A 13,169-nucleotide genomic window follows, 5' to 3' on the forward strand; every position below is an offset into this window, starting at 1 on the left:
CATTCCTCTTGAATTTAAATCCTTTCCATTTCATAAGGATGATATAATGAAAAAATCTTTTAAATTATTTTTAAGATAATTAGCGGTATTATTTAATAATGGAACTCTTCGAGAATATCTTCCCCTGTTTGAACGAGTTTTGCTCCTTGTTGTATCAGTTTATTAGTACCTTGTGAAAGTGATTCATCAATATTTCCCGGTACTGCAAAAACCTCTCTTCCTTCTTGAAGAGCAAAGTCTGCTGTTATTAGAGAACCACTTTTTTGTTCAGCCTGAATTACCACGATTCCTTTCGAAAGCCCGCTAATTATTCGATTTCTCATTGGAAAATGCCACTTTTGCGGTTTCGTATGCGGAGGATATTCCGAAATAATTAAATGCTCTTTTTTCATATTCTCTACTAAACCAATGTTTTCCTGCGGATAAATATGAAAAAATCCGCTTCCTAATACACCAATTGTTTTACCTTTACAAATAATAGATGTTTTATGTGCCATTGTATCTACTCCTTTTGCAAGACCACTAATAATGACATAGTTTTGTTTAATAAGAGGAGGAGTAATTTTTTTAATTGCTTTTAATGCTTTGAAATCAGCTTTTCTAGACCCTACTATTGCTATTGACGGATATTGTAGAAGCTTTTGATCTCCGATTGTATATAGGACTAATGGTGGGTTAAAAATTTGTTTTAGTAGATTGGGATAATTCTTATCAAAAATGGTAATACATTGGATTTGGTGTTTTCGATAGTTTAAAAGTAATGTATCAACATCTAAATGGTGCAAATCTTGATAAATTTTTTCTATTTGACTTGTTTTACCCAAAGTAATGGATTTTAATACAGGGAGGGAAAATTTGTATAGTGATTTTAACTCGGGGTCCCTTTTTAAGATTTGTAGTATTGTATTGGATGTAATACCTTGACAATGGTGAAGATGAATAAGACTTTTCTTAAATTCTTCCATAAAATCCTCCTTAAAATTCAAAAATCCTTTCTTTTATGAAAATATTGCAAATAGCCCCTCTTTCATAGAGGGACTATTTTTTATATTTCAGTATTAATTAATGTGTTTTACACTTTTCATAAAGGCCTTTTTCTTTTAAAACACTAATTAGTGTTTCACCCATTACAGAAGGTGTTTCAGCCACTTTAATTCCGCATTCATTCATGACACGAATTTTTTCTGCAGCAGTACCTTTACCGCCAGAAATAATCGCACCAGCGTGACCCATACGTTTTCCTGGAGGTGCCGTTACACCGCCGATGAAGCCAACAACTGGTTTTGTCATATTAGCTTTTACCCAGCGTGCTGCTTCTTCTTCCGCTGTTCCCCCGATTTCACCAATCATAATAACAGCTTCTGTTTCCGGATCTTCGTTAAATGCTTTAAGCACATCAATAAAGTCAGTACCGTTAACAGGGTCTCCACCGATACCAACTGCAGTTGTTTGGCCAACACCTGCTTGTGAAAGCTGATGAACAGCTTCATAAGTTAATGTACCAGAACGAGAAACAACACCTACATGGCCTTTTGTATGAATGTATCCTGGCATGATACCAATTTTACATTCTCCTGGAGTGATGACGCCTGGACAGTTAGGACCAACTAGGCGAGTTTTCTTACCTTCCATGTAACGTTTTACTTTTACCATGTCTAGTACTGGAATATGCTCAGTGATACAAATTACTAAATCTAATTCAGCATCAACTGCTTCTAAAATAGCATCTGCAGCAAATGGAGCTGGTACGTAGATAACAGAAGCGTTGGCACCAGTTGCTTTTACAGCATCTTCAACTGTATTAAATACAGGAACGCCTTCCACTTCAGTACCGCCTTTACCAGGAGAAGTACCACCAACAATTTTTGTACCGTATTCTAACATTTGTTTTGTATGGAAAAGAGCTGTTTTACCAGTAATACCTTGTACGATTACTTTCGTGTCTTTATTAACAAAAACGCTCATTTTATTCCCCTGCCTTTCTTAACCTACTAGTTCAACGATTTTTTGTGCGCCATCTGCCATTGATTCAGCAGCAACGATGTTTAAACCTGATTCATTAAGGATTTTCTTACCTAATTCAACGTTAGTTCCTTCTAAACGTACAACTAAAGGCAACTCAAGGCCAACTTGCTTAGTTGCTTCCACAACACCTTCAGCAATAATGTCGCACTTCATAATTCCACCGAAGATATTGACAAAGATACCTTTTACATTCTTATCAGAAAGGATAATTTTGAATGCTTCCGTAACCTTTTCTGCAGTTGCACCGCCACCAACATCCAAGAAGTTAGCTGGGTCTCCACCGTAATGCTTAATGATATCCATTGTAGCCATTGCAAGACCGGCACCATTAACCATACATCCGATTTTGCCATCTAAAGCGATGTAGCTAAGATCATACTTAGAAGCTTCGATTTCTTTAGGATCTTCTTCTTCAAGATCACGATATTCTAGTACGTCTTTTTGACGGTATAGTGCATTTGAATCAAAGTTTAATTTTGCATCAAGTGCCATAACATTTCCATCACCTGTTACAACTAGAGGGTTGATTTCAGCGATAGAGCAATCTTTTTCGATGAATGCAGTATACAAGCCCATCATAAATTTCACAGCTTTGTTTACAAGCTCTGCAGGAATATTAATATTAAATGCAATACGACGAGCTTGGAATGCTGTTAATCCAACAACAGGATCAATTGTTTCCTTGAAGATTTTTTCCGGTGTTTCTGCAGCCACCTCTTCAATTTCAGTACCGCCTTCTTCTGAAGCCATTAACGTAACACGAGAAGTTGCACGGTCTAATACTAGACCAACATAATATTCTTTTTTAATGTCGCAACCTTCTTCAATTAGAAGACGTTTCACTTCTTTTCCTTCAGGTCCTGTTTGGTGTGTAACTAATGTTTTGCCTAAGATTTCGCTTGCATATGTACGTACTTCGTCCAAATTCTTAGCAACTTTAACACCGCCAGCTTTACCTCGACCTCCGGCATGAATTTGTGCTTTTACTACACAAACTTGTGTACCAAGTTCTTTTGCCGCTTCTACTGCATCTTCTACTGTAAAAGCAACCTTTCCATTTGGTACCGCAACCCCGTATTTTCTGAGGATTTCTTTACCTTGATACTCATGGATATTCATTTTCCATCCTCCTATCAAACAATGACAAAAATTTAACTGCGTTTTCATTGTATATAAAGGTAGAAAATATGTCTAGCTTTATGAATGATTTAGATAATTTTGCAATTTATTTTTAACTATCGGAATTGCAAACCTATTCTATTTATCTATACAAAAGCAAAAAAGACATTAAAAACATCAATATTAGCTGTCTAATGTCCTTTTCCTGCTCGCTGATCTACTTTATATATAAACGCAAAAACTTCCGCAACAGCTTCATAAAGCTCTTCAGGTATAGTCTCATTGATATCCAGTGTCCCAAGTAATTGCACCAGACTAGGATCCTCTTGAATAGGGATACGATGTTCCCTCGCTTTTTCAATTATATTATCAGCAACGAAGCCTTTCCCCTTTGCTGCAATGACCGGAGCAGAATGTTTTTCAGATTGATAGCTTAGTGCAATCGCTTCTCTTCCATCTGAAAGCTTATTTTTATTTTTCATATCTTTAAGTCCACCCCGTTATAGGCTTGATTTACATTTCTAGTATTTTTCTTTATATGCGTGGTCTTTTCAGATTGTATCTCCATAAAATGAATTGCGGATAGCTGATAATTTAATTCTTCTAAGTTATTTTTTAATTTGGGAATAATATTGGCTGCAGCTTCCTTTACATTCGATTCACTGTAGACATTCACATTGATTACGCGATTTTGCACTTTCATTTCTACAATCGTTTCATGAAGGTGTTCCAGATTTAAGTAAAAGAGAATATGACAGTAGTTCGGGTCGATTTTTCCATCTTCTTTTTTCTTTCCAGACCATTGCATGGTTAGATTTGTTTTAAACCCAAATAATTGAATGGGAATTTCATAAAATAAATGCTGGATTGGGCTACTATCATACATTTGAATTTGCTGACCATTCATTTTATTTACAAGGCTATCTGCAATTTCACGTACTTCTTGTGAATGGCCAGATTCCTGCAAGAATTTAACGAGTAAAGGCTTTAATTGTTCCTCTACATGATGTTCTGCTGGATTACCTGCAATCTGGTATTCATAAAATAATCCTAATGATTTTGTTACTTCCTTAAATTGTTTAACGACATCTTTTCCATTTAGTGTCTGTTTCATAGTGTTTAAAATATCTGTTAAGTAGTCTTTTTCTTGTTGGGTAAATAACATATTTTCAGGCGGTACTTCCTTTGAAAAATAATGTTCGATTACCTTCACTGTATTATTAACTATTTTTTGGGAAATTGATGGATTACTTATAAATGCTGTTTTTTCCGTTAAAAATTCATTTTGATTTTGTATTAAATTTGTTGAATTTTTCGTCTTTGTATATAAAGAAAGATCCTCCAACTCCTTCCCAAGTTTTTGTAAAACCGATTTGGATATTAATTGCATATCATTGGTTTTAAAAACGGTATCGTCTTTTAAAGTTTGGATTAAACTTGTAGCCAGTTGCTTATTCTGGATATTTTTAATAGTGTCAATCGCCGATTGCATTTCCTTAACAATAGGCGTTTGCTCTTCATTCGAAAGTGATAATTCAAGTAGCTGAATTTGATTTTGAATAGGTTCCTTATTTTCCGTTGCATATAATGATTTGAATATCGATTCAGATATGGTCAGTCCCTTTGCCACCATTTGTTTGATAATATTAAGATTTTCCTTATTATCTGTTGAATTGGAAAGCATACCGCTCATTTTCAAAACGGTTTCCTTTGTAAATGGAATTTGTTCCTTTGAAAGAAATTGAACCAAATCTATATTTGCTTTCGTAGATGGCAGTGAAAGCTGTTTTAATATTATAGAAGGCTCATTTCCGCTTTGTTGCTTATCAGAAAGCAACTTCAACTGAATATCTCCTTCATCCGAATCCACTTGAAACCAATATGCTTCGCCATTTTTCAATGCTACCTCAAGTTTTGCGATAAGATTTTGATTTCCAATTTGTAGCAGTGCAAAATTATTAGGATAAATATTTTTCACTGTAGCAAAAAAGATCTTTCCTTTTTGAAAGGTGAAAGTAATTGAACGGTCTCTCGTATTTAATTGTTGTAATCCATTTATGATCGAAGACAACATTTTTTATTCCTCTTTATCTATTAATGTTTGTAATATTTATGAATGAAATGTGAATATGCCAGTAACGGCCATATATAGTTATAGCTATGATAATGTATATAAAATAATCCAGATGCTCCTTGTCCCATTGGATAGGAAGTCCTCCAATTATTTGTATCGGCATTTTCACATAGAAAGTTTATTCCTTTTTGGATTTGTGGCGTAATCTTATCTGAAACAGCAATAAGTGCATCCAAAGCCCAAGCAGTATGGGTTAATGTACTTAAGCCTAACGGAACATATTCCTCCATAATATCACTGTTACAAGATTCGCCCCAGCCGCCATCTTCATTTTGAATTTTGTATAGCCAGCTGACGGCTTTTTGAATAGATGGATGCTCTGCCTCCACACCTGCAGCACGCATGCCAGTTAGCGCCGCCCAAGTCCCATATATATAACATATTCCCCATCTGCTATTCCAGGAGCCATCCTCCTCCTGATTTTTCCATAACCACTTTATCCCTTTTTTGATATTTGGATTGCTTTTGTTTAAATTAGTATAGTTTCCCAAAAATTCTATCGTTCTACCTGTTAGATCTGTTGACGATTCATCCAATAACAAATCCTCTCCACCGGGTAAAATGGTTAAAAGCGGGTTATCAATATTTCGTTCAAATGCGGGCCAGCCACCATCATCATTTTGCATCGACATTACCCATTGGATACCACGATTCCAGACGTTTCGATATCGATTATCTTGAACTGATTGTCTACGAATAGCCCTTAAAGCAGCTGTCGTATCATCTACATCGGGATTAATCGTGTTAATATTCGAAAAACCCCATCCCCCTGGTTTAGCATGCCGATTATGAATATACCAATCTCCGTATTTATGATGTTGTCTGGACAAAAGATATTGATTAGCTTTCTGAATAGTATTTGTATTTTTGGAAACTCCCGCCTCCTGAAGTACATAGCTAATTAAGGTCGTATTCCAAACATTTGCAGTTGTATATTGGCAGTGATGATGCCCATCAATTTCACAAATCATTGATTTTAGGCCATTTACCGCTCTTACAATGATTTGATCCGCTTTCGATTTACCTCTGGCCATAAGGGCAAATATCATTAAAAAGGTAGCACTAAAATAACTGCAAAATGTCCCATCGGGTTCAATTCTATTAATGATATAGTTTTCTAGTTGTTTTAAAGCCTTTTCATGAATATCCTCCTTCAATCCTACTAAACTATCCACCCCCTTTTTTATGTAGTCCAGTAAGGAACGAAATTCTGCAGGTTGTCGTATTTTCAAGTTATTTAATGCTCTTTCTGCAAAAAGATCAGAGAGATCCGGACTTTGATCTGTTTTCATTGAAAATTTTGCATCACTAAGTATTAAAATAGGTGCAATATTTGCCCTTCCAAAAACCGAAATATCATAAAAATTTATAGGAAATTTATTGGGCAATAGCACCGCCTTAACAGGAATAGGAAATTGATTAGGCCAATTTATTTGCCCACCTAAAGATAACAAAATTTGAGTGAACATTTGAGAATTTTCCAAACCGCCATTCTTCAATATAAATCGCTTTGCCTCTTCCATTCGGTAGTCTTCATTTGATACATATCCGGAATATCTTAGCGCATAAATAGCCTCAATTGTCGTTGTAAGATTTCCAGTCTTTTCGTCATAAAAAAGCTTCCATGAGCCATCTACCTCCTGTTTGCTTAAAATCCGCCAAACAAGATTTTTAATTAATTCCTCATCGTCAAACTCTAACATTCTTAGAAGAATAATCATATAAGAATCTGTTTTGATGCCTGTTTCAAACGGATAATCCCAGGATCCATCGGGTAATTGTTCTGTTTGAAGCTTTTCTGTTAACCGTTTTATTTCATTTAAAACCTGTTGTTTTAATGCCATGTGAGTTCGCTCCTTTATTAGACTTTTGTCATATTCATATTATTTTTATGAAAGGAGTATGGTTATTAATTGCATAAAAACTTACATGGGAATCCGTTCTCATGTAAAGTATATGAATATTGGTAAACTTATTTACTTCGCTAATATTCCGTAATATAAAAGTAAGTAGTTAAATTTTTTATACTGAATGCAGGCGGGCAGCATTTTTGCTTTTTCATTTTTTTTCAATCATAATACATACTGAAGGAGGCTGAACGAAAATGGATAACTTTACATTTTTAAATCCGACTAAATTAATCTTTGGTAAAGATCAGCTTGAGCAGTTAAAAACAGAAATTCCTCCGTTTGGAAAAAAAGTGTTACTTGTATATGGTGGCGGAAGTATTAAAAGAAGCGGCTTATATGAGAAGGTTATAAATCAATTAAACGAAATAAATGCTACCGTTTTTGAACTTTCCGGTGTGGAACCGAATCCACGTGTATCAACTGTTCGTAAAGGGGTAGATATTTGTAAAAAGGAAAACGTTGACTTTATACTAGCTGTTGGAGGCGGCAGTGTGATTGACTGTACTAAGCTGATTGCTGCTGCATCTAAATATGATGGAGATGCTTGGGATATCGTCATTAAAAAAGCGTTCGCGAAAGAAGCCCTCCCTTTTGGAACTGTCCTTACCCTTGCAGCCACAGGCTCTGAAATGAATTCAGGATCTGTTATTACCAATTGGGAAACAAATGAAAAGTATGGTTGGGGCAGCCCTGTAACATTCCCTAAGTTTTCTATTTTGGATCCTGTAAATACATATACTGTTCCTAGGGATCAAACTGTTTATGGCATGGTAGATATGATGTCGCATGTATTGGAGCATTATTTTCATCTAACAGAAAATACCGAATTTCAAGATCGTATGTGTGAAGGATTATTAAAAACGGTAATGGAAACAGCTCCTAAGCTTTTAAATGATCTAGAGAGTTACGAGTACCGTGCTACCGTCCTTTACTGTGGAACAATGGCGTTAAACGGTATGTTAAATATGGGTTACCGCGGAGATTGGGCTACCCATAATCTTGAGCATGCTGTTTCAGCAGTCTATGATATTCCACATGGGGGTGGATTAGCAATAATTTTCCCTAACTGGATGAAACATAATTTACATGTTAAGCCTTCCCGCTTCAAACAGCTAGCTGTCCGTGTATTTAACGTAAATCCGGATGGAAAAACAGATGAAGAGGTTGGACTTGAAGGATTCGAAAAACTCCGTGATTTCTGGAACAGTATCGGTGCACCTTCTCGCTTAGCGGACTATGATATTGACGACAGCAAATTAGAAATAATGGCGGATCGTGCAATGGCTAATGGTGAGTTCGGTACTTTCACAAAATTAAATCGAGATGATGTTCTAGCTATTTATCGTGCTTCTTTATAAGAAAAGCGAAAGCGGCCCGCGGATTTTGTAGTCTTCGATTGATACCAAAAGAATCAGGGCGAGGGAAGAGTCGATACCCGCTTATCTTAGGGAGAAGACGTAGAAATCCGCTAGCCGATTGGCGATGGAGCTAGACATTGAGTAAACTCATTATATAATCCATTACATTTAATGAATAAAAAAAGCTCAACCATAGCAGGTTGAGTTTTTTATATCATATCTTTTATCGGTGCAAACGTTTTACGATGGATAGGACAAGGTCCATATGTATTTAGCGATACAAGATGTTCCTTTGTTCCATATCCCATATTCTTTTCAAAATGGTAATATGGGTACTGATTACTGTACTCCTTCATCATTCTATCACGTGTTACTTTAGCAACGATGGATGCTGCAGCTATGGAAACACTTTTTGCATCCCCTTTTACGATAGAAGTCTGCGGTATTGGTAAAGTTAATTTCATTGCATCAATTATACAGTAGTCAGGAAATGTGCTAGAATTATTGATGGCAAGGTTCATTGCCTTCTTGGTCGCCTCATAGATATTGATTTGATCAATTTCACCTGCAGTAATAATACCAATTCCGACGGAAACTGCTTCCTTCATAATAATCTCATAGTATTCTTCCCGTTTTTGTTCTGTTAATTGCTTAGAATCGTTTATACCAGGTAAATAAAATGCGTCCGGTAGTATGACAGCCGCAGCAATTACTGGGCCAGCTAATGGTCCACGGCCAACTTCATCAATCCCAGCAATTAAATTAAAGCCCTCTGCCTTCAAATCCCGCTCATATTTCATCATTTCAATGAAATGTTGTCTTTCTATTTCTGCCTTTTTTAATGCTTCAATCTTTTTTTTCATTAGGCTTTGTACGCCTTTACGTTCATCTTTTTTTATTTTTCTTAGAAATGGATCGTTTAAGCTGTTTACTTGTTCCAATTCGACCGCAATTTCTTTGATTGTATAAGTTTCCATGTCCTTCCTCACCATTTAGGATTGATCTGACTCATCGGGAAAATCAAAAGTTAATCTTCCAATTTTTAATGATCGCAAATCTCGAATAATCGTTTCTGCTGTCTTATCATAATCGATTTCTCCACCCGACATAAGACAACCTCTTAATCGGCCTATATGATTGAACTTGTCTACAATTTCTTCCGGTAAATTCTCAAACTGATAACGCTCTTTTAATTGGTTTGGATAATGCTCCTCTAAAAAACGCAGTCCAAATACAGCAATATCCTGTAAGTTGAGTATCGTATCCTTAATCGCTCCGGTTAATGCTAATTTATATCCGACAATTTCATCCTCAAATTTTGGCCATAAAATTCCTGGCGTATCAAGCAATTCTAATTGTTTACCTACTTTAATCCATTGCTGTGATTTTGTCACACCGGGAGTATTGCCGGTTTTTGCAATATTTTTTCCCGCAAGTCTATTTATCAATGTGGATTTACCTACATTTGGGATACCAATAATCATTGCCCGAATAGCTCTTGGCTTCATTCCCCTTGATTTCATCCTGTCAAACTTAGGCTTTAGCAACTCTTGGGCACCTTTCACAATATCATTCATCCCGTTGCCTGCTTGAGAGTTTATAGCTAATGCTTTTTGTCCTTTATCAGCATAGTATTGTATCCATTGTTTCGTCCTATCAGAATCTGCCATATCTGCTTTATTCAATAAAATTAACCTTGGTTTTTGTTGGACAATTTCATCAAGCATAGGATTTCCTGAAGAAACGGGAATTCTTGCATCTACTAATTCAAAAACGATATCAACCAGTTTTAACTTTTCAGATACTTCCCTGCGCGCCTTTGCCATATGACCAGGGAACCATTGAATGGTCATGTAACTCAACTCCAAAAACATTTATTTTACTATATGGATATCCTTCATCGGCCAGTATATTAATTTTGTATCACCTATTACCTTTGATAAAGGTACTGGGCCAATAATTCTGCTATCCTTACTTTGTCTACGATTATCTCCCATTACAAAAATCTCACCTTTTGGTACAGTATCACGTCCAATTAAATCCTTTAGAGTGAAATCCTCTGTCAATGGTCCTTGTGTAATTTTTTTATATTTATCTAAATAAGGTTCCTTATATGCTTTTCCGTTTATGTATAATACATCATTCTTGTACTCGATTCTATCACCTGGCAGGCCGATAACTCTTTTTATGTAATCCTTTTTTTCTGGGGCATGAAAAACAACAATGTCGAACCGATTTGGTTTTCCTAACTTATTGACAATCATTCGGTCCCCATTATGTAAAGTAGGCATCATGGATAATCCATCTACCACAATTGGTGCAAATAAAAAATAACGAATAATTACTGCAAGTCCTACTGCAATGAGGAGGGCTTTTGTCCACTCCCATAATTCATTTTTACGTTTTGCCATATCTCCACCACCCAGATTTTTTCTTTAGATTACTAAGAAAAGCGTTAGCTCCGCAGCTTTGGCGTACGGATAAGTGAATTTTGAAGTGCAAATTTCACCTGTAGTCTTCGAATGAGATAAAGGAATCACAGCTATGTAGTAAAAGAGCTGATGTTAACTTATCATAGGGAAGAGACGCAGAAATCCGCCGCTAGCTGCTTCGCTAGCCAAAGACTAAACTCATGAAATAATTCATATGAAAAAACTAATTCCTTCTTAAAAGGGGAACTCCTTTTATTTTATATCCATTTTTTCATTGAATTAATCTGCTTTATACAAGTTTACCATATGGATTTATATGAACGAAAAGGGGCTTGTTTCCAAGCCCCTTTTCAAAACGTTTTTCATTGATAAGTATGATAACGATAGTAGAATTACTTCTACCAAAAGCCACCTACACTTACAATTAGCGGATTTCTTTAATACGAGCGGCTTTACCACGTAAATTACGTAGATAGTAAAGTTTCGCACGACGAACTTTACCGCGACGCACTACTTCTAAATTCGCAATCTTAGGAGTGTGTAAAGGGAATGTACGCTCAACACCTACACCATAAGATACTTTACGAACTGTGAAAGTTTCACTGATTCCACCACCGCGGCGTTTGATAACAACACCTTCAAATAACTGTACACGTTCACGAGTACCCTCGATAACCTTAACATGAACACGTACTATATCTCCAGGACGGAAAGCAGGAATATCACTGCGAAGTTGATCTTTTGTAATTTCTTCAATAATATTGTGCATCGTTTTCAACTCCTTCCAACAGATGCTCTTACATATCACTCATTGTAGCGGAACATCGTTATAGCGTGATTTGCCTCAAATCACAAATTAATCTTAACATATCGGTATTTATTATGCAATAAGAAATGTGGATATGCTGTAACACTGCTTTGACTTTGGTAACAATAAGATTTTCTATCTACTTCTCATTTTCCCATTCCATGATCCATTTTCTTTGTTTTTCTGTTAATTGGTATCCTTCTAATAGATCTGGCCTTCGTAAAAAGGTTCTTCTTAATGATTCTTTTTCTCTCCACTCTTCTATTTTCCGATGATCTCCGGAAAGAAGAATATCTGGTACTTTCATTCCATTGAAATCTGCCGGCCTAGTGTAATGTGGATGTTCCAATAAACCTGTTGAAAAGGAATCCAGAACAGGTGAATCTTCATTTCCCAATACACCTGGTAATAGACGAACGATACTGTCTACCATTACCATAGCTCCAAGTTCTCCACCAGTTAATACAAAGTCACCGATAGAAACTTCATCTGTTACAGCAAATTCCCTTATTCTTTCGTCATATCCTTCATAATGGCCGCAGATAAAAATTAGGTGGTCTTCCTGAGACAATTCTTCTGCTTTTGATTGATTGAAAGTTTCCCCTTGTGGACAAAGTAAAATTATTCTTGGTTTACTTTCCCCTTGCTTTAGGCTTTCCACTGCGTCAAATATTGGCTGTGGCTTTAATACCATTCCGGCGCCGCCGCCATATGGATAATCATCTACAGTTTGATGCTTATTATCAGCAAATTCCCGATAGTTAACGATATTGTATTCGACTATATCCTTTTCCTTTGCTTTCTTTAAAATTGATGTGCCGAGAACCCCTGTAAACATTTCAGGAAACAAGGTTAATATATCAATTTTCATGATAGTAATCCTTCCATTGGTTCAATAATAATTCGTTTTTCCTGGACATTAATGTGTTTCACAATCGGTTCAATATAAGGAATTAAATATTCCTTTCCTTTTTCCCCTTTTACTACCCAAACATCATTAGCACCCGGGGTAAGTATTTCCTTCACAACTCCTACTAATTCATTAGAAGTTGTCAATACTTGACAGCCAACAATCTCGTGAAAGTAAAATTCCCCTTCATCCAGCTTCCCTAATTGTTCTTTTGACACCTTTAAAATACCATTTTTCCATTTTTCCACTTCATTAATATTGGTATACCCTTCAAAGGTAAGTAAATCAAAATTTTTATGTATACGGTGGCTTTTCACAACTAACTCAATAGGTTTTGATTGTTCCGTGATAAATAGATATAGAATGCTTCCAATTTTAAATCGTTCCTCTTTAAAATCCGTTATTGATATCACACGAACTTCACCATTCAAACCGTGTGTATTAACGATTTTACCTACATTAAACCACATTTA

13 protein-coding genes are annotated in these 13,169 nt (G+C 35.9%); 1 reads left to right on the forward strand and 12 read right to left on the reverse strand.

Features of this window, described 5'->3' with window-relative positions:
• Positions 1–92: 92 nt before the first annotated feature.
• From dprA to shc, 6 genes are all read right to left on the reverse strand, one after another.
• On the reverse strand, positions 93–965 hold the full coding sequence (gene dprA / locus NSQ59_RS16710) for a DNA-processing protein DprA (RefSeq protein ID WP_055740424.1): 873 nt from the start codon (positions 963–965) through the stop codon (positions 93–95).
• A 97-nt stretch (positions 966–1,062) separates the two neighbouring features.
• Entirely contained in the window at positions 1,063–1,965 is a 903-nt protein-coding gene (gene sucD / locus NSQ59_RS16715) for a succinate--CoA ligase subunit alpha (protein WP_055740425.1), read from the reverse strand.
• Between the two features lie 18 nt (positions 1,966–1,983).
• Positions 1,984–3,144, reverse strand: a complete 1,161-nt coding sequence (sucC, locus tag NSQ59_RS16720) for an ADP-forming succinate--CoA ligase subunit beta (protein WP_055740426.1) — start codon at positions 3,142–3,144, stop codon at positions 1,984–1,986.
• A 191-nt stretch (positions 3,145–3,335) separates the two neighbouring features.
• Positions 3,336–3,626: an EscU/YscU/HrcU family type III secretion system export apparatus switch protein gene (locus NSQ59_RS16725; RefSeq protein ID WP_055740427.1), complete on the reverse strand. Its 291-nt coding sequence runs from the start codon at positions 3,624–3,626 to the stop codon at positions 3,336–3,338.
• Positions 3,623–5,218 (reverse strand): hypothetical protein, encoded by a 1,596-nt coding sequence (locus NSQ59_RS16730; protein WP_340832337.1) that lies wholly within the window; start codon positions 5,216–5,218, stop codon positions 3,623–3,625. The genes NSQ59_RS16725 and NSQ59_RS16730 overlap by 4 nt, the downstream gene beginning before the upstream one ends.
• A 20-nt stretch (positions 5,219–5,238) precedes the next feature.
• Positions 5,239–7,122: a squalene--hopene cyclase gene (gene shc, locus NSQ59_RS16735; protein ID WP_340832338.1), complete on the reverse strand. Its 1,884-nt coding sequence runs from the start codon at positions 7,120–7,122 to the stop codon at positions 5,239–5,241.
• A 260-nt stretch (positions 7,123–7,382) separates the two neighbouring features.
• Here shc and NSQ59_RS16740 point away from each other — a divergent pair, with 260 nt between their 5' ends.
• Positions 7,383–8,546 carry an iron-containing alcohol dehydrogenase gene (locus NSQ59_RS16740; RefSeq protein ID WP_340832339.1) on the forward strand — a complete coding sequence of 388 codons (1,164 nt, stop codon included), beginning with the start codon at positions 7,383–7,385 and terminating at the stop codon, positions 8,544–8,546.
• Between the two features lie 209 nt (positions 8,547–8,755).
• Here NSQ59_RS16740 and NSQ59_RS16745 read toward each other — a convergent pair whose 3' ends face one another.
• The 6 genes from NSQ59_RS16745 to rimM all read right to left on the reverse strand — a co-directional run bounded on the left by NSQ59_RS16745 (position 8,756) and on the right by rimM (position 13,166).
• The gene (locus NSQ59_RS16745; protein ID WP_340832340.1) at positions 8,756–9,523 is read right to left on the reverse strand and encodes a ribonuclease HII; all 768 of its coding nucleotides are present in this window, start codon (positions 9,521–9,523) and stop codon (positions 8,756–8,758) included.
• Between the two features lie 15 nt (positions 9,524–9,538).
• A complete protein-coding gene (ylqF, locus tag NSQ59_RS16750; RefSeq protein ID WP_055740432.1) occupies positions 9,539–10,399 on the reverse strand; it encodes a ribosome biogenesis GTPase YlqF in 861 nt (286 codons plus the stop codon).
• 21 nt (positions 10,400–10,420) lie between these two features.
• A complete protein-coding gene (gene lepB, locus NSQ59_RS16755) occupies positions 10,421–10,957 on the reverse strand; it encodes a signal peptidase I (RefSeq protein WP_055740433.1) in 537 nt (178 codons plus the stop codon).
• A 445-nt stretch (positions 10,958–11,402) separates the two neighbouring features.
• Positions 11,403–11,747, reverse strand: coding sequence for a 50S ribosomal protein L19 (rplS, locus tag NSQ59_RS16760; RefSeq protein ID WP_340832341.1), 345 nt, complete (start codon positions 11,745–11,747; stop codon positions 11,403–11,405).
• A 178-nt stretch (positions 11,748–11,925) separates the two neighbouring features.
• Positions 11,926–12,657: a tRNA (guanosine(37)-N1)-methyltransferase TrmD gene (trmD, locus tag NSQ59_RS16765; protein WP_055740435.1), complete on the reverse strand. Its 732-nt coding sequence runs from the start codon at positions 12,655–12,657 to the stop codon at positions 11,926–11,928.
• Positions 12,654–13,166, reverse strand: coding sequence for a ribosome maturation factor RimM (gene rimM, locus NSQ59_RS16770; RefSeq protein ID WP_055740436.1), 513 nt, complete (start codon positions 13,164–13,166; stop codon positions 12,654–12,656). The genes trmD and rimM overlap by 4 nt, the downstream gene beginning before the upstream one ends.
• Between the last annotated feature and the right edge of the window lie 3 nt (positions 13,167–13,169).

Source organism: Margalitia sp. FSL K6-0131 (assembly GCF_038008735.1).
Taxonomy (GTDB): Bacteria; Bacillota; Bacilli; order Bacillales; family Bacillaceae_C; genus Margalitia; species Margalitia shackletonii.

What these genes read in the sequence shown, in the direction of transcription:
- dprA (WP_055740424.1), bottom strand. Translation starts at nt 965, where the DNA reads ATGGAAGAATTTAAGAAAAGTCTTATTCATCTTCACCATTGTCAAGGT.
- sucD (WP_055740425.1), bottom strand. Translation starts at nt 1,965, where the DNA reads ATGAGCGTTTTTGTTAATAAAGACACGAAAGTAATCGTACAAGGTATT.
- sucC (WP_055740426.1), bottom strand. Translation starts at nt 3,144, where the DNA reads ATGAATATCCATGAGTATCAAGGTAAAGAAATCCTCAGAAAATACGGG.
- NSQ59_RS16725 (WP_055740427.1), bottom strand. Translation starts at nt 3,626, where the DNA reads ATGAAAAATAAAAATAAGCTTTCAGATGGAAGAGAAGCGATTGCACTA.
- NSQ59_RS16730 (WP_340832337.1), bottom strand. Translation starts at nt 5,218, where the DNA reads ATGTTGTCTTCGATCATAAATGGATTACAACAATTAAATACGAGAGAC.
- shc (WP_340832338.1), bottom strand. Translation starts at nt 7,122, where the DNA reads ATGGCATTAAAACAACAGGTTTTAAATGAAATAAAACGGTTAACAGAA.
- NSQ59_RS16740 (WP_340832339.1), top strand. Translation starts at nt 7,383, where the DNA reads ATGGATAACTTTACATTTTTAAATCCGACTAAATTAATCTTTGGTAAA.
- NSQ59_RS16745 (WP_340832340.1), bottom strand. Translation starts at nt 9,523, where the DNA reads ATGGAAACTTATACAATCAAAGAAATTGCGGTCGAATTGGAACAAGTA.
- ylqF (WP_055740432.1), bottom strand. Translation starts at nt 10,399, where the DNA reads ATGACCATTCAATGGTTCCCTGGTCATATGGCAAAGGCGCGCAGGGAA.
- lepB (WP_055740433.1), bottom strand. Translation starts at nt 10,957, where the DNA reads ATGGCAAAACGTAAAAATGAATTATGGGAGTGGACAAAAGCCCTCCTC.
- rplS (WP_340832341.1), bottom strand. Translation starts at nt 11,747, where the DNA reads ATGCACAATATTATTGAAGAAATTACAAAAGATCAACTTCGCAGTGAT.
- trmD (WP_055740435.1), bottom strand. Translation starts at nt 12,657, where the DNA reads ATGAAAATTGATATATTAACCTTGTTTCCTGAAATGTTTACAGGGGTT.
- rimM (WP_055740436.1), bottom strand. Translation starts at nt 13,166, where the DNA reads ATGTGGTTTAATGTAGGTAAAATCGTTAATACACACGGTTTGAATGGT.